Origin of the sequence: Corynebacterium sp. HMSC074C03 (genome assembly GCF_001838285.1) — a bacterium.
Classification (GTDB): domain Bacteria; phylum Actinomycetota; class Actinomycetes; order Mycobacteriales; family Mycobacteriaceae; genus Corynebacterium; species Corynebacterium amycolatum.
In genome coordinates, this window is record NZ_KV836192.1 from 41,865 (window position 1) to 62,095 (window position 20,231).

Below are 20,231 nucleotides of genomic sequence, written 5' to 3' on the forward strand. Positions count from 1 at the left end.
ACAGGCAACACGAGAACCGCTAGAAACTCCAGAACCACAACAGCCACAGGCCCGAGAAGTCCCAGCCCCGATGGGCGTGTGGGACTCTTTCCGGTTCGCAGTTTCTTCACCGAAGCGCCTGCGCACCGAGCTGCTGGCTGGCGCAGCGGTGTCGTTCGCGCTAATCCCCGAGGTCATTTCGTTTTCCATCTTGGCGGGCGTGGACCCGGCGGTGGGGCTGTTTAGCTCGGTGATTATGGCCATCGTGATTGCCTTCACGGGTGGTCGCCCGGCCATGATTACCGCTGCCGCTGGTTCGGTTGCGCTCGTCGTCGCGCCGCTGTCGCGGACGTACGGGATGGATTACCTAATCCCGACGGTGTTGCTCGCGGGCGTGTTGCAGATTGCTTTTGCGGCGTTGGGGATCGCTAAGCTGCAGCGTTTCATTCCCCGCGCGGTCATGATTGGCTTTGTCAACGCTCTGGGAATCCTCATTTTCACCGCGCAGCTGGAACATCTCATCGATGTGTCGTGGTTGGTGTACCCGCTGGTCGCCTTGGGTATTGCGATTATGGTGTTCCTGCCCCGTGTGTTCACCGCGATTCCGGCTCCGCTGGTAACGGTGCTCGTCGTCACGCTTGTTGCGGTGTTGGCGGATTGGCGCGTGCCGAACGTGAGCGATATGGGTGAGCTCCCGGAATCCCTCCCGCAGCTGCTGATCCCGAATGTGCCGCTGACCTGGGAGACTCTGCAGCTGATTGCGCCGTATTCAGTGGGCGTGGCGATTGTCGGCATTATGGAATCGTTGATGACGGCGAAGCTCGTGGACGACATCACGGACACGCATTCGGACAAGACCCGCGAGACGTGGGGGCTCGGTGTCGCGAATATCGCGGGCGGTTTCTTCGGCGGTATCGCTGGCTGCGCGATGATTGGTCAGACGATGGTGGGTGTGAAGGAATCGTCGGGACGCACTCGCTTGACGACGCTCTTTTCCGGCGTCTTCCTGCTCATTCTGGTCCTTCTGCTCAGTTCCGCAGTCGGTGCGATTCCGATGGCGGCGCTGGTCGCGGTGATGGTTGTGGTGTCGGTGGACACGGTCGATTGGCGCTCGATTTCCCCGCGGACGTTGCGCCTGATGCCGCGTTCGGAGACGGTGGTGATGCTGGTGACGGTCATCGCCACGCTGGCGACGGATAACCTCGCCATCGGCGTGATTTCGGGCGTGGTTGTGGCATCACTGATGTTCGCGCGCCGTGTCGCTCACCTGGTCAGGATCGAAGTGCTTGACGACGACCCCAGCGCCCACTCCCGGACGTACAAGGTGCGGGGTCAGCTGTTCTTCGCCTCCAGTAACGACCTGGTGTACCAGTTCGACTACACCGATGCTGCACAGCGCATTGTGATCGATATGTCGGAGGCCGAAATTTGGGATGCATCCACGGTGGCGGCATTGGATTCGGTGCGGGTCAAGTTTGCTGACCGGGGCAAAGAGGTGGAAATTATCGGTTTGGAGGGGCCGAGTAAGCAGCGCCTGGATGCGCTGTCGGGGAAGTTGTAGAAATCCCAATCCGGGGTATGCCTTACACTTAGTTGCAAAGCCGGATGCGGCGCGGGGAAAGGTTTTCCGTGCCAGGTTTGTCAGGTTTTAACTTATGTCCGATACCTGGGAGGGTGCGTACACCATGGCCGTGGATTCCTTTGATGTTCAGCAGTTGGCGGCACACAAGGATGAGTTTGCGAAGGCATATGAGGAACTGAAGTCCCGTAACCTCGCGTTGAATTTGACTCGCGGTAAGCCGTCGTCGGAGCAGCTTGATTTCGCAAACGCCCTGCTGGGTCTCCCGGCGCCGGATTACATTTCGGTTTCTGGGGAGGACGTCCGCAATTACGGCAACGCCAAGGGTATTACTGATATCCGCGCTATCTGGGCGGAACTGATGGATCTGCCGGTGGAAAACGTCCTGGCACAGGATGCTTCCAGCCTGAACATCGAGTTTGACCTGATTTCGTGGGCCATGCAGTTCGGCAACGTCGACTCGGAACGCCCGTGGAACGAGGAGCCGGTGCTTAAGTGGCTGTGCCCGGTTCCGGGGTATGACCGTCACTTTTCCATTACGCAGCACTTCGGCATTGAGATGATCCAGGTGCCGCTGAACGAAGACGGTCCGGATATGGATGTCGTGGAGAAGCTGGTTGCCTCTGACCCGCAGATTAAGGGCATGTGGAATGTCCCGATGTTCTCGAACCCGACGGGCGTGACCTACAGCGCTGAGGTCTGCCGTCGTCTGGTTGAAATGGAAACCGCTGCTCCGGATTTCCGTCTGATGTGGGATAACGCCTACATGGTTCACACGCTGACGGATGAGTTCCCGGAGATTCACAACGTCATTAAGTGGGCGGAAGAGGCGGGCAATCCGAACCGCGTGTGGGCATTCGGCTCGACCTCGAAGATCACCTTCGCTGGTGCCGGCGTTGCTTTCTACGCTTCTTCGGATGCCAACTTGGAGGATTACCTCAAGCACGCTGGTATCCGCGGCATTGGCCCGAACAAGGTCAACCAGCTGGCTCACGCCAAGTTCTTCGGTGACGCGGAGGGTGTGCGCGAGCAGATGCGCCGTCATGCAGGTTCGCTGGCTCCGAAGTTTGAGAAGGTTCTGCAGATTCTGGATGAGCGCCTGACGGAGTACGGCGTGGCAGAGTGGTCGAAGCCGACCGGCGGTTACTTCATCAACCTCGACGTGGTTGATGGCACTGCTCGTCGCGTGGTGGAGCTGGCTAAGGAGGCCGGCATTGCGCTGACCGGTTCTGGTTCTTCCTTCCCGCTGAAGCAGGATCCGAATGATCGCAATATCCGCCTGGCACCGTCGCTGCCTCCGATGGAGGAGCTCGAGGTCGCTATGGATGGCGTCGCTACCTGTGTGCTGCTCGCCGCCGCTGAGAAGGCGACTGCGTAGGCCAAGTAGGCCAGGTAGGTCGGGATAGGACTGTATGAACTTCGAAGAGACGAAGTTTTGGATCTCCGGGCTTTTCCCCGGAGAACCCCAGGTCGGTGAGTATGTGACGGAGCTGCCGGCCAGTGGTCGGCACGGGCAGGAACACGATTCGGATCCGCTTCGGGTCGCTGAGTTCTCGCTTTACGACGAGCCGGACGGCCAAGCGAACGAGCGTCGTCCGGAAACGGCAGCCGCCACGGTGGAGTTGGGCCGCAACTACTGTGGCCTGACCGGCGCAGCGGAGACCGATATCCGGGTGGAGCTTTTCGCCGTCGCTTACGCTGATTTTCCCGTGGCCACCATGGTCGCGGCCGCGGGAGCGCTGGTGGAGGAAGAGCCGGAGTTCCTGTCGCCAATTCCGGGCCGTGTCATCCCGAATGCGATTCGGTTAGCGGCCGATCAGGCGGCTGAGGTAGGGGAGTCGTCGTCAAGCACTGCCTTTACCGTGGCGCACGTGCTGTGCACGGTGCCGTATGTGTGGAGCGACGGGGTGCCAAATGTGTCCGAGATGCCGGGCAAGATCAGCCTGCATGAGGGCGATGTGGAGTCGCCGCAGGGACGCATGACCACGATGACGCAGCTGGTGCCGATCACGGATGCGGAGCTGGAGTTTTATGAGCAGCAGGGTCCGCAGGCGCTGATGCAGAAGTTGGCCGAAGTGGATGCTGACCTGCGGGATTGGTGCCGCGAGTCGGTTGTTTCCCAGGAGGGTTCGAACTAGCCGATCCGGGGTGGAAGGTAGGCTGAGCACGTGGCTCTGTATAGGAAGTATCGTCCGGCATCGTTCGCCGAAGTGGTGGGGCAGCGGCACGTAACTGACCCGCTGTCGGCGGCGTTGGAATCTCGGGATGCGCAGGGGCGTCCCAACCGCATTAACCATGCGTATTTGTTCTCCGGGCCGCGTGGTTGTGGCAAGACCTCGTCGGCGCGCATTATGGCGCGCAGTTTGAACTGCGCGGAGGGGCCGACGGCCACACCGTGTGGCCAGTGTGCGTCGTGTCGTGCGCTAGCGCCGGGTGGTCCGGGCAATTTGGACGTTATTGAGCTGGACGCGGCTTCGCACAATGGTGTGGAAGATATGCGTGAGCTGCGGGAAAAGGCTATCTTCCAGCCGGCGGAGTCGCGCTATCGCATCTTCATTATTGACGAGGCGCATATGATTACCGCTTCGGGTTTCAATGCGCTTTTGAAGATTGTGGAGGAGCCGCCGGAGCACCTCATCTTCATTTTTGCGACCACGGAGCCGGAGCGTGTGCTGCCGACTATTCGTTCGCGTACGCATCACTACCCGTTCCGGTTGTTGACTCCGCCGGATATGCGCGGGCTGCTTGAGCGTGTGGTCACGGCCGAGGGCGTGCGGGTAGAGCCGGACGTGTATCCGCTGGTCATCCAGGCCGGTGGTGGTTCGCCGCGTGACTCGCTGTCGGTTATGGATCAGCTCATTGCCGGTTCCGGTACCAATGGCGTGGATTATGAAACGTCTGCGGCCATTCTCGGTGTCACTGACAGCGTGATCATCACGGATGCGATTGAGGCGCTGGCAGCGGGCGATCGTGCGGCCATGTTTAGCGTGGTCGGGCGTGTGATTATGTCGGGTCAGGATCCGGCGCGGTTTGCCTCGGATCTGCTTGGCCGGGTGCGTGATTTGCTGGTGCTGTCCGCAGTGCCGAATGCGCTGGAGCAGGGCTTGGTGGAGATTCCGGAGAGCCAAATCGACGGTGTTCTGGAGCAGGCCGGGACAATTCCCCCGGCGACGCTGACGCGCTTCACGCAGGTGCTTTCTGATGGTCTGCGGCACTTCCGCGGCGTGACGTCGCCGCGCCTGCTGCTCGAAGTCCTCTGTGCGCGCATGCTCCTGCCCGCCACCGAAGACTCCGTGGAGTCGCTGCTGCAGCGCGTAGAAGCGTTGGAGCACGGCAGGCCCGCGCTTGCCGACGGCTCGGGGGCCGCAACTCCCGCAGCGGCACCGGTGTCTTCCGATGCGGGTGCGGCTGAAGCGTCGCCGATGCAGTCTGGCCAGTCGGCTCGGGAGGCGTGGCGCCAGCGGAATGCCCAGCGTAAGAAGGGTGCGCAGTCGGCTTCGGTCACTCAGCGCGGACGTACTGAGCAGGCAGCGCCAGCGCAGGCACCGTCGCAACCTCAGCCCCAGCCGGGACCGCAGCCTAAGGTTCAGTCGGAACCCGTTGAGCAGCAATCGGCACCAGCGGCAGCGGTGTCGCAGGAGTCGGTAACTGAGCCGAAGCCTGCACCAGAAGCACCTACTGCGCCCGCTGAGCAGCCTGAACAGCCTACGCAGGCTACGTCGGCCGAATCAGTTGAGCAGCCTCAGCAGGCTGAACAACCGCAGCAGCCTGAATCGGCTGAGCAGCCGCTGTCCGAGGAAGAGGCTCAGGCAGAGAAGATTCGTGAGTTCCGTCGGAAGATGGCGGAGCATGCCCGGATTAGCGAGCAGCAGACTCGGGCGCAGCTTGCACAGGAGCGTGAGCAGCAGACTCGTGAGCGTGAGGGTGAAGGCGGCTCCATGTCGATTGTCGAGGAGGAGCCAGTTGTCTCTTCCTCGCCAACACACTCTGAACAGCTAACCCAGCCGACTCAGGCCGCACAGTCTGAACAACCAGCCCAGCCCGAGCAATCAGCCGAGTCGGCACGGCCAACTCAGGCCGCCCAGCCCGAGCAGCCTGAACAGCCAACGCAGACTACTCAGTCACCAGAATCGCAGCCGGAACCGCAGGTTCAGCAAGCACCAGAGCCAGCACCGCAACCGGAACCAACACCACAGCCGGAGCCCGAACCTGCACCCGCCGGTATCGAGCAAATCCGCGAGCGCTGGCAGGACATCCTTGCAGCTGTTGACGGCCCGCACGCGTTCCCCATTCGTGTGTTGGCCGAGCAGGCAGTACCGCTCGATGTCGAAAATGACAGGCTCATCATCGGGCACAGCACAGGAGCGCTCGCTACCAGGCTAAACACACCGGATTACGAACAGGCACTGTCTGCTGCCGTAAAGCAGGTGACGGGTTTCAACGGCCAGGTGCACTGTGTCGTCGGTACGCGCCCGCGCGCACCGCGTTCAACAGCTACAGGTGGCGTTGCTGGGGAAGATGATTCGTCGTCAAGAGGTTCGTCCTCGCCGAACGACACCGCCCCTGCACCGACACCAGCAGCGCCAGCGCAACCAGAGACATCTGAGCAGCAGGTACAGCAGGAACAGCAGGCGCAGTCAGAGCCCGCACCGCGCCCTCAGCGGTCGTCGGCCTACGCATCTGTTGCGGAACGCCGCGCAAAAATCGAGGCTGCCAAGCGTGCTGCGATGGGGCACCAGGCAGGTCACGACCAGCCAGCGCAGCCACATCAGCAAAGCCAGCCAAATCAGCCAGCTCAGCCAAGCCAACCGACTCAGCCGAACCCGGTCCATCAACAGCCGCAACAGCAGTCAAACCAGCCGCAGCCGCAGTCGTTCCTGCGCGTGGCGCAGGCCAACGCCCAGGCCCAGGCCAATCAAGATTCGGGCTTCGGCGGCGTCCCGCTGCCACCAGAGCCCATGGAGGAGTTCGCTCCGCCAGAGGGCGCAGAGGGCGCAGGGGGCTACGGTTCGCGCAACCCGTCCAACGCCAACACCACCTACAACCCGGTTTCCCAAAACCTGCAGGACAACAACTACGAAGAGGACACCTCCGAGTATTTCGAGGCCGCGAACGAGGTCGGGTCGCTCGATCACCGTTCGCTAAAGGACGTGGTCATGGAGATGCTGGAAAAGGAGCTGGGAGCCAAACCGCTAGAAGACCGCTAGAGCCGTTAGAATGGGGCGGCGATGCGCGTCGTAAAGCAAGGGCGATGAGCCTTTAAGCGTGCGCGTAACTATAAATCAGCACGTAAAAAGCACAATAGTTAGGAAAGTTAGTTATGACTCAGCCAGATATGAACGCAATTCTGCAGCAGGCACAGCAGATGCAGGCGCAGCTGCAGGCAGCACAGCAGGAGATCGTCGCCTCCACCATCGTCGGTGAGGCCGGTGGCGGTCTGGTCAAGGTGACTATGCAGGGCTCGGGCGAGGTCACGGACATCGCCATTGATCCGAAGGTCGTAGACCCGGAGGATGTCGACGGGCTGCAGGACCTGGTCCTCGCAGCTTTCCAGGACGCTACCGCTAAGGTGCAGTCGCTGGCAGAGCAGAAGATGGGCCCGCTGTCCCAGGGCTTCGACGGTCTCGGTGGCCTCGGTTTCTAAATTAGCTTTTCAGACCAGTAATTGTAGGTAATTATCATTGTTCGAGGGACCACTCCAAGATCTCATTGATGAGTTCTCGCGCCTGCCGGGCATCGGCCCGAAGTCAGCTCAGCGTATCGCTTTCTACCTGATGAAGGCGGAGCCGGAGGACATCGGCCGGCTCCAATCCGCGCTGGGGCGGGTGCGCGAGGGTGTGCAATTCTGCCGGGTCTGCGGCAACATCTCGGAAAGCGACGTGTGTCAGTACTGCTCGGACACACGCCGCGACCGTGGTCTGGTGTGCGTCGTTGAAGAGGCGCGCGATATCCAGGCCATCGAGCGCACGGGGGAGTACAACGGTCGCTACCACGTGCTCGGCGGGGCGCTCGATCCGCTCGGCGGCATCGGCCCGAACGAGCTCAATATCCGCACGCTGCTGCAACGTATCGCCGGCGTGCTTGACGACGTCGACGAGACCCAACCCCCCGAAATCCACGAGGTCATCATCGCGACTGACCCCAACACCGAGGGCGAAGCCACCGCGACCTATTTGGCCCGGCTGCTCCGGGACTTCCCGGATCTTGAGGTCACCCGGTTGGCCTCCGGCATGCCGCTCGGCGGTGACTTGGAGTTCGTCGATGAACTCACCTTGTCCCGCGCGCTGACGGGCCGGCTGAAGGTCTAGGCCCGCCAACCGGCCGCTGACCAGTCAGCTCGGCCGGTCGCGCGAAACCACAAAAACTAGCGCTCGCTCTTCGGACGCGGCTTGGACAAAATGCGCTCTTCGCGCAGCTTATCCACAACCTCGATGTCCAGCGGAGCCAAACTCGACAGGTCCTGGCCGGTCGCGCGGGCCAGCAAAAGATCAGCCAGCTGCGGATTGCGGGCCAGCACGGGGCCGTGCAGGTAGGTGCAGATAATCGAGCCCTGCACCGCGCCCTCGACGCCACCGGCGGGGTTAAGTGCAGCAACGTCTACTCCCGGAGCAATCCCGGAGTCCGCCTGCTCCACTTCCGGGCCAGAGTTGCCCACGCCACGGACAACCCGACCAAGCGGCTTCGCATCGGTACCCAAGGTCGTGCGACCCATGTGGTTTTCGAAGCCAGTCAGCGGGCTGGCGTCGACGTCGTCAAGCAAACCGTTCGTGGGATCGACGAGCGTGCAGATTTCGCCGATTGCGCGCGTGGGCAGCGAATCGGTGGTGCAGTCGACAAGGCCGAGACCTGCGACGTCGCGTCCGCCCGCGCGGAAAGAATTGCCGAAGATCTGGAAGCCTGCGCAAATCGCGAGGATTTGCTTGCCGGCATCGGCTGCTTTTTTGATGCCGCCGTCGTTAATCAGGTGCTCCACCGCGATGGTCTGCGCGACGTCCTCGCCGCCGCCGACGGTGTAAATATCCAGGTTGGTGGGGACGGCGTCGCCCAGCTTGATCGGGACGATCTCGGCGTCAATCCCACGCATCCGCGCGCGTTGCCGCAGCACCAGCGCATTTCCATCATCGCCGTAGGTGCCCAGCACGTCCGGGAGGATCAGGCCGATAGACAGCTCGCTCATTTACTTTTCCTCCTGTGCTCGTTCGATGTCGCGCTTCAGATCGCGGAAGGCGGTGTAGTTCGCCAGCACCTCAACTCGGGTGACGCTTGACGACGACCCCCGCGCTTCACACGACCGGATCGCCTGCAGCGGATTTGCGACCAACCTCGCATCAATGCCCGCATACAGCAACCGCACCGCGAGGTCAGTTCCGCGTTCGCCCGCGGATAACACATCCATGCCGTCGAAGTCCTCGAAGCGGACATCCCATAGCCAGGACAGGTCCTCGCCGTCGGCGACGTGACCGTTGACCGCGATGACCACTGCATCCGCACTGCGGTCGACCATCGACAGCGCCTCCTGCCATCCTGCTGGGTTCTTGGCCAGCAGCATGCGGACGTGCTTCTCGGCGCCCTTGTCATCCCGCACAACCATGGTGGAGTAGCGGCCTGCAACGTTGTCGACGGTCTCGGTGGCCCGGAGGGATTTTTCCAGGTCCGCGCCCATATCGACAGCGCCCGCGATCGCCAAGGTGGCGTTGCCGCGGTTGGCGTTGCCCGGCAGCGTGAGGTTCATCGGCAGGGTGTCGCCAGCAGGCGTGATGACTCCCTCCGCAGTGATGCGGTAGTCCGGCTCAGGGCGCTTGAACTCCGAGCCGTCCGGGAGTGGCTTCACGGCATACCAGTCGTGGCCGTCCTGGATGATAGGGCCGCCGGTGCGCGGGGAGGAGGTGGCATCGTTGGTCCAGCCGCCGCCCGCGGAGACCCAAATAACCTTCTTGGCATCCCACGCAGCCGACGCGATGAGTGGGTCGTCGCAGTTGGCGATGACCGTCGCCTGCGGGTTAGCGTCCACCGCAGCGCGGAGTGTGGCCTCAATCTTGTTGATCTCGCCGACGCGGTCGAGCTGGTCGCGGGAAAGGTTCAGCAGCACCAGGACCTGCGGTTTCAGATCCTCTGCGATGTGCGGGACGTGCAGCTCATCGACTTCCAGGACCAGGCTGTCCGCATCGGGAGTGGCGAGCAGCGCGGAGATGATGCCCGCGTCCATGTTGTCGCCACCTTCGTTGGTGGCCACGTTGTGGCCAGCGGCGCGCATGGCGGCCGCGAACATGCGGGTGGTGGTGGACTTGCCGTTGGTGCCAGTGATGATCGCGGCCGGGCGTCCCTTGCCGAGGGAGGCCAGAATGCGCGGGTCAATCTTCTGCGCAATCAGGCCACCGATCATGCCACCTGCGCCGCGACCGGACTTCCGGGAGGCCCAGGTGGCGGCGTGAGCGGCGGCAGTCGCAAACCGAGCGCGCAGGCTCGGGGAGCTTGTGCGATCGCGACTGTGGTCACTTACGTCGTTATGTGAAGTGCCTTCTTTCATAACTGTGTATTTTACTGTGAATAATTCGTAGAACGAATGCGCTGGGCAAAAAGCCCGAGCCCTACTTCTCCATCTCGCCGACCAGTCGCAGAAATGCCTCATCGGAAACAATCGGAATGTCCTTCCGGTGGGCATGCATGGCCTTGCCCGTCAGCTGATCCGGCGTCACATCCGCCGGCCGGTTACACACCAGCACCGACGACTCCCGAGTGACCTTCTCCGAGTACGCCAGCCCGGCTCGCACACCCGCCGCGATCAGCTCATCCGGGTCCAGCGACACCTCTGGTGCCACGACGAACTCCATGCCCTCCACGAGCTTCCGCCCCGGCGTATAACGGCCGGGGTTCTCCACGGGGCGCGGCGCTTCCATCGCGTCGACACGCACTGTCGAGCGCTGCAGGCCCACAATGTCCTCGCGCAGCTGGTCAGGCGTGTACATGTTCAGGGTTGTACCTTCGTCGAGCCCGCCCTGTGCGCGGAAGAGCGCAAGCGTGGTGGTGACGTCATCCAACGTCCGCACCCGCTCCGGCACCGAGATGCCGGCAATCGATGCCTCGGGTGAAGGCACATCGAGGCCGTAGGCGCGCGCGACGGCGCGCAGGCGTGCGTCGTCAAGCCGTTTGCCCTGGCGGCGCGCCGTTTCCAACGTATCGGCAATCCGCGCGGGCGCCGGAATCCGCGCGACGCGAGTACGCGTACGACGACGCCCCCGCTTGTTCCGCGCGGACCGCTCACGATTCGCTTGACGACGGGCCCTCTTGGCCTCGGCAACTATAAAACCCCAGACCAGCGGTGCATTATGAGCAACCAACGTGCGCCCATCGAGCGCGTGCGCGAGCTTGGCCTGGATCACCCCGAACTTCGGCGCCCCCTCGAAGTCCGCGGGCTCGAGGCCGTGGAGGTGTGTCGGGCCGGGATCCTCGGTGGGATTGATGACGACATGCCAGGTGTCCACGATGTTGCCACTGCTGTCGGCGGTGGACACTCCCAGGCTGACCAGACGAGACGTCTTGGGATGGATGCCCGTGGCCTGGATGGACACGATTGCGTAAGGAGCTTCCTCCGCCGACGAGAACTGTTTGTGCTCGTCAGCGGCCTTTGTTGCGGCGGTCTCGGCTGTGGCCGGTGTGGTTGCGGTTGCGCTGGTCGTGGCCGTGTCGGTGGTGGCTGCGGCCGGCGTGGCTGCGTCCGGAGCGGTTGAGGTCGTTGTGGCCGTTGAGGACTGTGCCGTTGCTGCTGCAGGTGTGGATGTTTTCGCGCCCGCTCCCGACGCGCGTTGAGAACGGCGACGATTCCGTCGCCGCCTCTTCGTCTGAGAAGAGGCCCCAGTCGCTTTGCGCTCATCGCGCGCCGATTCAGTCATGCCTCAAGACTAGCGGGTGCGCTCACCCGCGGAGAAAGTGACTAGGCTTATGACACTTTGAGCACAAATTTTGCCACGAAAGTGTCATAAACCTAGTCAGTAACTTGGGCACTAGCTCGGCCTCAAGCTCAGAAGGACCGGGGGCCGGTCACACGGGTCTCATAGATTACGCAAGACACACAAGTCCCAAAGTTTCTCCCCCGAGGGGTGCTCAGCCGAAAAGGAATGGAACCGTAAGGACGATTTCCGCGCCTTATTAAATAGGGGCCCATTAAATAGGGGCCGCAAACCAAGGCCACGAAATAGAGCCACAAAACAGCGCCACAAAAATAGGGACGACATAACAACCACGGGGCAATAACCATAGGGGCGGGGGAGAAGTGAGCAACAAGAAACGCAAGCAACTGGTGTCGGACCAGTTTGGAATCATTAGGCCGAATGACCAGCCGGGGAATGGATATCGCGAGGTCGAAAAGCAAGCGCGGGCCGGTTATCTGGAGCGGCTTTGCCGAGGTCACTATGTAGTCGCGCACGCCTGGGAAGGGCTCCACCGCGAGAAACGCCTGGCTATTACTGCTTTGGCGGTGGTCTCCGAGACGTCGTCAGGCGTTATTTCGGGAGCTGCAGCGCTGGCTTTGCACGGTTCGTGGGTGCTGGTGCGCGATGCGAAGATTGTGGTCGTGGGCGGGAGTCAGCAGTTCCACGGCATCGACTATTGCATGCGCCTGCGCTCGGAGATTCATCTGGACCACACGCAGGGGCTCGCGGACCGGCGGGTCGCGGTGCTCGCGCGTGCGGCCTTCGATGAGTGCCGCGTCCGGTTCAGGCAGAAGGGGCCGGAGTCCGTGTCGTGGCGGGCGGCGGTGTTGGCTGTCGAAGGTGCGCTGCGGCATGGCACCACGCGCGATCAGCTTGAGGAGATTCCAGCGCATTATCCCAGCTTGCGGGGCCAAGAGCTGTTTCATCGTGCGCTTGCAGTCTGTCATGGTCGCTGCGAAACGCCCGGTGAGGCGATGACTAAAGCCGCGCTTCTCGAACTCGGCCTGAAATTCCACGAGCAAGCCGAAATTTGGACTCGCGGCACCAGCCACGCGCCACCGCATTTTCTCGCCCGCGTGGATTTTTATATTCCCGACCTGCTGCTTGTCGTGGAGTTTGACGGCCACATCAAGTATTCGGCGAGCGAGGTCGCGCCGACCCCCGCGGCTCAGTCCGATCTGCTCACGCGGGAGACCTACCGCGAGCGTTCACTGCGCGCAACGGGGCTGGATGTCGCGCGGGTGGTGTGGAAAGAGGTGGAATTGCACGCACTTCGCTTATCGACGCTCCGTTCAATCCTCATCGAGCGCGAACGCGTCGTAGCCGCAGGTGGGGTGACTTTCCGCGCGGATGTGCGCAATGCCGGCCCGTTGATTGGGTAGTTGGGTCGGGGCACTTGGGGAGTTGGGTCGGGTCACTAGGTATCTGAGCCCAACCCCAATAAACCCAGCCCAAAAAGAAACTGACTAGGCTTATGTCGCTTTGAGCACAAATTTTGCCACGAAAGTGTCATAAACCTAGTCAGTAACTATGCGGAGCGGAGGGGCCAGCGCCACTGCCGGCCCTCCCTCTCCAGCGCGACACGATTTAAGGACTTAAGCCAGTGCGCGGTTGACCGCGCTGGTGACTGCCTTCAGCGATGCGTAGGTGATGGAACCAGCGATGCCGGAGCCCCAGACCTTGGTGCCGTTGACATCTGCGAGGACGTAGGCCGCGGCCTCGGCGTCGTCACCTGCGGTGCGAGCGTGCTGGACGTACTCCTGAACCTCGACGTTGATGCCGAGCTTCTCCAGAGCGTTGGCGTAAGCGGCCAGCGGGCCGTTGCCGACACCCTCGACGGTCTGCTCTTTACCCTCGTAGACGATGTGAGCCTTGATCTTGGTGGCATCCGACTCGTTCTGAGGGGCATCGACAGTCAGGGCAATCTGCTCGAGTGGAGCCTCGCGGTCCAGGTACTCACCTGCGAAGATGTCCCAAATCGCCTTGGAGTTGACCTCGCCTCCTTCGGCGTCGGTGACTGCCTGCACGACGGAGGAGAACTCAACCTGCATGGAGCGCGGCAGGTTCATGCCGTGGTCCGTCTTCATGATGTAGGCCACGCCACCCTTGCCGGACTGGGAGTTCACGCGAATAACGGCCTCGTAAGAACGACCAACGTCCTTCGGGTCGATGGGCAGGTAAGGAACCTCCCAGGTCACCGCGCGCAGGTCCTCGTCGGAAAGCTCCTTGACGGCAGCGCCCGGGCGGACCTTGTCTGCCATTGCGTCGAGGCCCTTGTTCACGGCGTCCTGGTGGGAACCGGAGAAAGCGGTGAAGACCAGGTCGCCGCCGTACGGGTGGCGCTCCGGAACGCGCAGCTGGTTGCAGTACTCGACGGTGCGGCGGATCAGGTCGATGTCGGAGAAATCAATCTGCGGGTCGACGCCCTGGGTCAGCATGTTCAGGCCCAGGGTGACCAGGCAGACGTTACCGGTGCGCTCGCCGTTGCCGAAGAGGCAGCCCTCGATGCGGTCGGCGCCGGCCATGTAGCCCAGCTCGGCGGTGGCGATGCCGGTACCGCGGTCGTTGTGCGGGTGCAGCGACAGAATGATGGAGTCGCGGCGGTTGAGGTTGCGGTGCATCCACTCGATGGAGTCTGCGTAGACGTTCGGAGTGATCATCTCCACGGTCGACGGCAGGTTGATGATGATTGGGTTCTCCGGCGTCGGGTCGATGACATCAACCACGGCGTCGACAACTTCCTTGGCGTACTCAACCTCGGTGCCGGTGTAGGACTCCGGCGAGTACTCCCAACGCCAGTTGGTGTCCGGGTAGTCCTTCGCGATGGTCTTAATCAGCTCTGCGGCGTCGGTGGCAATCTTCTTGATTGCGTCCTTGTCCTTACGGAACACAACATCGCGCTGCAGGATCGAGGTGGAGTTGTAGAAGTGAACGATGACGTTCTTAGCGCCGGCGCACGCCTCGAAGGTGCGGCGGATCAGGTGCTCGCGAGCCTGAACCAGAACCTGGATGGTGACGTCGTCCGGGATCATGTTCTTCTCAATGATCTCGCGCACGAAGTTGTAATCGGTCTGGGAAGCGGACGGGAATCCGACCTCAATTTCCTTGTAGCCCATCTGGACCAGCAGCTCGAACATGCGGCGCTTGCGCTCCGGGCTCATTGGGTCAATCAGCGCCTGGTTGCCATCGCGCAGGTCGACGGCACACCAAACCGGTGCCTTAGTAATGCGCTTGTCCGGCCAGGTGCGATCCTTCAGCTGGAAGTCCTGAACTTCCTGGTCGTAAGGCAGGTAGCGGTTGGTTGCCATCTGGGAGTTGCGCTGCTTATTCCAAGCAGGCTGCCCTTCCGGAATCTCGCCAGCAGGAGTGGAGATTACAGAAGGAGCGGAAATAAAAGCGTCGGAAGGAGACATGTTGTGGGCCTTTCTAATTCGGACTTTTCTTGTAGGCCGGCACAACTAACCCCGCGACGGGGAGCCGGCCTTAAACCCAAGCCCCGCCGCGGCATAGAAGCAGTAGTCCGCGTTGCATGTGATGTACCTTACCCCGTTGGTTATATGAATTTCATCATTCGGGGGTTTTAGTGGGGGAAATATGCGCGGGTTTCTGTGCCGTAAGAGTTCTGCGCCGTGGGGCTCCGTGCAGTGAAAGGCGTTGCCGACGGCCCCGCCCAGCGATAGTTCTAAAACTAGTACCAATGTATTTAGCGAGGTAAAGATGATAGCGTCCTAAAGGTGCAAACTAGCTGGTCTATTCTTAAGCGAGACTTGCGCCGTCTCCGCAATAGCCCAAGAGTGTGGGTAATCGTCATCGGCGTGATGATTACCCCTGCCTTGTACTCCTGGTTCAACATCCCAGGCTTCTGGGATCCGTACGAGCACACCGAGAACATTGGCGTGGCAATTGTGAATGAGGACAAGGGCGCGAGTTCCTCGGTTACCGGAAGCCTCAATATCGGTAACCAGGTGGTCAAACAACTAAAACAAAATCATGAACTGGGCTGGCAGTTCCCCGATGCCGAGAAGGCAGACCGAGACCTAAAGCGCGGCAAGGTCTATGCCGAAATCACCATTCCGCCGAATTTCTCGCAGGAAATGGTTGACTTGATTCAAGGACAGGGGCATCCAGCAAAGCTGAAATACCGCGCTAACCAGAAGATCAACGCGATCTCGCCGCACATCACGGCGCAGGGCGCGTCCGGTATTGATGGTCAGATTTCCGCTTCCTTTAATAAGGAGATTGCGAAGGCGGTCACCGAGGAGGTTAAGGAAGCTGGCGGCCTGCTGCAGGGCCGGTTCGATGCGGCTCGTCTCAATTCCGCTGACGCTTTCCAGGATGTCGCTGATGCGGTTGCCAATAGCCGCGATGAAGTCGGTGCTATCCAGGAGCAGATTGGCGATCTGCAGCCGACGATTGCGCAGATCAAGAAGACTCTCGGCAGCGTGGACACGGCCCTCGATGACGCCCAGGATGCGTTGACGCAGGTGCAGGCGATTACTGGTGAGCTCAACAACGAGGTCCTGAATTTCTCCGCGGATCTCAACGATGCCTACCTGCAGGGCAGTACCGCCCTGGTAGAGGGCACCGGTAACGCCAACGCCGCGATCGGCGCGATGACTGGCAATCTGCAGGGCGCAATTTCCCGTTCGGATTCCGCGACGGCTGCGGCGGAGGACATCGTCAAGCAGGCGGATCAGGTCATTGGCGGCCTGAATTCCCTGTTGGATGCCAGCCCGCTCAACGGCCCGGATAAGCAGGCAATCCAGCGCACCATCGATGCGCTCGACGAGAGCAACGCCACCAATAAAGAGCTGGTGGAGGGCCTGAAGAACGTCTCCGGCTCGGCGCAGGGAACTCTCGACTCCCTCAACGCCACCAGCGAGGCATTGGCGCAGGCCACTAAGGACGGCAAGGCTGCCTCGGATCAGATTCGCCAGGCTTCCCAGGACGCACTCCCGCAGTTGAGCAGGGCGCTTAATCAGCTCAACGCGCGCGTGGGTTCGTACGCGGCGGCGCTTGGCGCGCAAAAGGACACCGTCCGGGAAACGTCCGCGCTTCTCGACGCTACGAGTGGGCAGCTTTCCGCCGCGAATCAGGTCCTCGAGAGCTTCAAGGCTGACCTCGACGGGGTGCGCGATGGCCTGGAAACCGCGCGTCTCGATGTTCTTACCCTGGGTACTACCGAAGAGCGCGAAGCCATGAACATGGTCAATGACCTCGACCCCGAGGGTATTTCGCAGTTCCTGAGTGATCCGGCCGAGATCCAGACTGAGGCCGTGTTCCCGGTGGATCACTACGGCTCGGGTATGGCGGCGCTGTTTACTAACCTGTCGTTGTGGATTGGTGCGTTCATCCTGATTGTGATTTTCCGCGTGGAAGTTGATGCGGACGGTTTCAAGGAAATCACGGTCGGCCAGGCGTACATGGGCCGTACCTTGCTGCTGGGCATCATCGCTATTTTCCAGGCGCTGATTGTCTCCATCGGTGACATTGTCATTGGTGTGCAGAATGTCAGCGCGGTTGCGTTCGTCCTCACCTGTGTCGTGGTGGAGTTGTGTTATCTCGCCATTATTTACAGTATGGTGGCGGCATTTGGGCACGTGGGACGCGGTATCGCCGTGGTGCTCGCGTTTATTCAAATCCCTGGTGCCGCCGGTCTCTATCCAATTGAGATGACACCGGACTTCTTCCAGGCACTGAATCCGTTCTTGCCGTTGACCTACGGTATTGATGCTCTCCGCGAGACAATTGGTGGTTTTTACTCCAATTACTACCTGAAGAACATGCTCACCCTAATGGTCATGGCAGCGATCGCCTACGTGGTCGGCTACTGGCTGCGCCGCAGCTTGTCCTCGGTCAACGTCTTGGTTAACCACCAGCTTGAAGAGGGCGGTCTGGTCAACAACGAAGAAGTCCACCTGGTCGGTAGCGGATACAAGCTCAGTGACCTGGTCTTCGCGCTGCGCAACCGCGAGGAGTACCAGACGCGAGTCGATGAGCGGATGGAGAACCTGCGTGGCAGCTACACGCTGTTCATGCGCATTGCCATTGGTGTCGCAGTGGTCGCCCTGGTGATACTGGGTATTCTGGCCCGCAACTACCCGGATCAGAAGGCCCTGTTCTTCGGTCTAGCCTGCCTGTTCGTACTGCTCTGCCTCGCTTACATCGCGGTGCGCGAGTACGTCAAGCAGTCTGTGATTCACGCCCAGGAGCTCAGCGAGCTGTCGGAGGAAGAGCTGCGCGCCTACATGGAGCACCAGACTTCCCATCCGCATGCGTACTCGTTGGAAAATGCTGGCGATACGTTTGAGCCACAGACGAAGGTGTCGTCGGCAAGCGTGAAGACTTCCCCAGAAGGTGAAGCCTAATGAGAAACGTTCTTGAAATTGTGCGGAACGACTTTCGGGTGATCCGCCAGAACACGATGACCGGCATCATGGTTTTCGGCCTGGTGCTGATTCCGCTGCTGTTCACCTGCTTTAACGTGCTGGCCAGCTGGGAGCCGTTTGAGAACACCGAAAAGCTGAAGATTGCGGTCGCCAGTAATGACCGTGGTCATCGCACGGATATCGGTGCGATTGACCTCAACTTGGGCAATGAGGTGTTGTCGAAGCTGAGCCGTAATCACGACATTGACTGGCGGATTACGGATTCCAATGACGCCATCGATGGCACCAAGTCCGGTGACTACTACGCGGCAATCGTGCTTCCGGAGAACTTCAGTACCGAACTGATGACCTTCTACGTCCGCGGTACCAAGGCGCCGAAGCTGACGCTCTATACGAATGAGAAGAAGAACGCGCTGTCGTCGATCATTACGGGCAAGGGCGCGAGTGGCGTTATTCAGGAGATCGATAAGAACTTTACGCAGGTCGTCGCCAGCGTTGGTTTGGGCGCAATCACCTCGCTGGATGAGTACCTGGACACCTCCGACTCCAAGCAGGCGCTGACGCGCGTGCAAAACCGCGTTGATGACACCGCCGCGCGACTGCGCTCTGGCGCGCAGACTGCTCGTTCGCTGTCCACGCTGGTGGAGACCACCGTGCCACTGGTGGAGACTGCGGATTCCATCTTGGAAAACGCTGGTGCGCGGATGGATATTCTGCGCAACGGTTCGGGTGACGGCAACGTCGCCGGCGATCTGGAGGCCGCGGTCGGCAATGTTCGCGGTTCTGTCAGCACTGCGCTCGACGCAACGCAGGCGAGCTACGAAGGCGTACGCGACCGGGTCAACGAGCTTGTCGACGGCAGCCAGGCCACCAGCGGCGCTGCCGCGGATACCTTTGATGCGATGGCGGCCAAGTTCGGCCAGCAGGCCGATGGTCTGACTGCGATGCGCGACCATCTGGAAGACACCGTTGGGGCAGTGGTTCCGGGTGTCGCTAAGCCGGGCTATGACCATGCAATCTCCGACTTGAACACCTCAATCGCTCGCACCCGTGGGCTGCAGGAGAGTTTCTCTGCCGTGGCAGCGGATTTGCGTGGTGGTCGGGATACGGGATCGTCGATAAGCCAGGCGAAGGACGCTTTCACGGCTGCGATTGCCGCTGTGGAAAATGCCAAGAACTCCTACGAGCAGAACCTGCGCCCGCAGATCGACGCGCTGTCGGAGCCGGTGTCGCGACTGAGCAATGACATCGAGGTCATTGGCGAGGACATTCGTGGCATCCGCGGTACGCTTTCTGGTTCGCCGGTGGATACGCTTCGTAAGACCAGCGCTGCCACGATGGGCTTGAGCAACCGCTTTGATGATCTGGCCGCTCGCTTCGACGAGATCCACAACGCGCTGGAAGAGGCGAAGGACACCGGTGACCTCTCTCGGATTGCTGACGCCATCGGTGATGATCCAAGTGCTATGGCAGCGCAGTTGGCCGCGCCGGTGCAGGTTGAGGAGGACCCCGTCTTCCCAGTCCAGAGCTTCGGTGCGGGCATGGCGCCGTTCTATGCGACGCTCGCACTGTGGATCGGTGCGCTGCTGTCGTCGGTGCTGATTCGCACCACGGTGCGTAGCCGCGGCGCTCAGAAGGTCGGCGATGAGGTCGGTGCAGATGAGGTCGAGGCTGCGGTCGATGAGGCGCAGAGCGATGAGGCGCTCGATGATGCGCAGAGCGATGCAGCCGCTGAGGCGCTCGATGATGCTGACGCTGAGGCCGACGAGTCCAGCGACCAGCAAATCAACGCTGCCCAGACCGATGACTACACCCGCGCCGAGAAGTACTTCGGCCGGTTCGCCACCTTCGCCACCGTTGGCCTGGTTCAGGCCACGCTGATGGTGTTGGGACTTCAGGTGTACGTGGGCATCGATCCCGCACACCGATTCCTGATGCTGCTGGCCGGCTGGATCATCTCGCTGGTGTTCATGATGATCGTCTTCTCGTTCGTCTTCACCTTCGACAACGCCGGCAAGGCCATCTGCGTGCTGTTGCTGGTGATGCAGGTCTCGGCCGCAGGTGGCGCGTATCCGCTGCCTCTGGTGCCGCAGTGGGTCCAGAACATTAGCCCGTGGCTGCCGGGTACCTACGCGATTGACATGTTCCGCAGCTCCATCGCCGGTATTTACGAGGCCGACTACTGGAAGCTGATGTTCATGTTGGCGCTGTTCATCATCCCGTCGCTGATCCTGGCACTGGGCCTCCAGCGCATCTTTGAAAAGGGAATCAACGACATCAAGAACGCAATCGAGGAGACGAAGGTGATGGCCACCTCGTAAGGGGGGTGTCCCTATGTTTTTGTCAAGTGTCAGG

Annotated in this window: 13 protein-coding genes; 9 read left to right on the plus strand and 4 right to left on the minus strand. The window is 61.2% G+C overall.

All coding sequences use genetic code 11. The features are described from left to right. Nucleotides 1-70 precede the first annotated feature (70 nt). The 6 genes from HMPREF2847_RS01290 to recR all read left to right on the plus strand — a co-directional run bounded on the left by HMPREF2847_RS01290 (nucleotide 71) and on the right by recR (nucleotide 7,866). Complete coding sequence (locus HMPREF2847_RS01290; RefSeq protein ID WP_070851259.1) at nucleotides 71-1,540, plus strand: SulP family inorganic anion transporter; 1,470 nt, start codon at nucleotides 71-73, stop codon at nucleotides 1,538-1,540. A gap of 124 nt (nucleotides 1,541-1,664) precedes the next feature. After that, nucleotides 1,665-2,936 carry an aspartate aminotransferase type Ic gene (locus HMPREF2847_RS01295; RefSeq protein WP_187401103.1) on the plus strand — a complete coding sequence of 424 codons (1,272 nt, stop codon included), beginning with the start codon at nucleotides 1,665-1,667 and terminating at the stop codon, nucleotides 2,934-2,936. Between the two features lie 34 nt (nucleotides 2,937-2,970). Continuing rightward, nucleotides 2,971-3,696 carry a suppressor of fused domain protein gene (locus HMPREF2847_RS01300; protein ID WP_070851261.1) on the plus strand — a complete coding sequence of 242 codons (726 nt, stop codon included), beginning with the start codon at nucleotides 2,971-2,973 and terminating at the stop codon, nucleotides 3,694-3,696. Between the two features lie 30 nt (nucleotides 3,697-3,726). After that, nucleotides 3,727-6,765, plus strand: a complete 3,039-nt coding sequence (locus HMPREF2847_RS01305) for a DNA polymerase III subunit gamma and tau (RefSeq protein ID WP_070851262.1) — start codon at nucleotides 3,727-3,729, stop codon at nucleotides 6,763-6,765. A gap of 113 nt (nucleotides 6,766-6,878) precedes the next feature. After that, nucleotides 6,879-7,202 carry a YbaB/EbfC family nucleoid-associated protein gene (locus tag HMPREF2847_RS01310; protein WP_005511884.1) on the plus strand — a complete coding sequence of 108 codons (324 nt, stop codon included), beginning with the start codon at nucleotides 6,879-6,881 and terminating at the stop codon, nucleotides 7,200-7,202. A gap of 37 nt (nucleotides 7,203-7,239) precedes the next feature. Continuing rightward, nucleotides 7,240-7,866 carry a recombination mediator RecR gene (recR, locus tag HMPREF2847_RS01315; protein WP_016421873.1) on the plus strand — a complete coding sequence of 209 codons (627 nt, stop codon included), beginning with the start codon at nucleotides 7,240-7,242 and terminating at the stop codon, nucleotides 7,864-7,866. A gap of 56 nt (nucleotides 7,867-7,922) precedes the next feature. On the opposite strand, the gene HMPREF2847_RS01320 is transcribed toward recR, so the two are convergent. From HMPREF2847_RS01320 to HMPREF2847_RS01330, 3 genes are all read right to left on the minus strand, one after another. Then, nucleotides 7,923-8,735, minus strand: coding sequence for a type 1 glutamine amidotransferase (locus HMPREF2847_RS01320; RefSeq protein ID WP_070841459.1), 813 nt, complete (start codon nucleotides 8,733-8,735; stop codon nucleotides 7,923-7,925). Continuing rightward, nucleotides 8,736-10,085, minus strand: a complete 1,350-nt coding sequence (locus tag HMPREF2847_RS01325) for a MurT ligase domain-containing protein (protein ID WP_070851263.1) — start codon at nucleotides 10,083-10,085, stop codon at nucleotides 8,736-8,738. A 61-nt stretch (nucleotides 10,086-10,146) separates the two neighbouring features. Continuing rightward, complete coding sequence (locus HMPREF2847_RS01330) at nucleotides 10,147-11,448, minus strand: exonuclease domain-containing protein (protein WP_141765042.1); 1,302 nt, start codon at nucleotides 11,446-11,448, stop codon at nucleotides 10,147-10,149. A 407-nt stretch (nucleotides 11,449-11,855) separates the two neighbouring features. Here HMPREF2847_RS01330 and HMPREF2847_RS01335 point away from each other — a divergent pair, with 407 nt between their 5' ends. Next, complete coding sequence (locus HMPREF2847_RS01335) at nucleotides 11,856-12,869, plus strand: hypothetical protein (RefSeq protein ID WP_246821890.1); 1,014 nt, start codon at nucleotides 11,856-11,858, stop codon at nucleotides 12,867-12,869. A gap of 213 nt (nucleotides 12,870-13,082) precedes the next feature. On the opposite strand, the gene leuA is transcribed toward HMPREF2847_RS01335, so the two are convergent. Continuing rightward, nucleotides 13,083-14,900 (minus strand): 2-isopropylmalate synthase, encoded by a 1,818-nt coding sequence (gene leuA / locus HMPREF2847_RS01340; RefSeq protein ID WP_049171178.1) that lies wholly within the window; start codon nucleotides 14,898-14,900, stop codon nucleotides 13,083-13,085. Between the two features lie 321 nt (nucleotides 14,901-15,221). Here leuA and HMPREF2847_RS01345 point away from each other — a divergent pair, with 321 nt between their 5' ends. Both HMPREF2847_RS01345 and HMPREF2847_RS01350 read left to right on the plus strand, forming a co-directional pair. Next, a complete protein-coding gene (locus tag HMPREF2847_RS01345; protein ID WP_070851265.1) occupies nucleotides 15,222-17,855 on the plus strand; it encodes a YhgE/Pip domain-containing protein in 2,634 nt (877 codons plus the stop codon). Next, nucleotides 17,855-20,197: a YhgE/Pip domain-containing protein gene (locus tag HMPREF2847_RS01350; protein ID WP_070851266.1), complete on the plus strand. Its 2,343-nt coding sequence runs from the start codon at nucleotides 17,855-17,857 to the stop codon at nucleotides 20,195-20,197. Before HMPREF2847_RS01345 ends, HMPREF2847_RS01350 begins: the two co-directional genes overlap by 1 nt. Nucleotides 20,198-20,231: the final 34 nt, after the last annotated feature.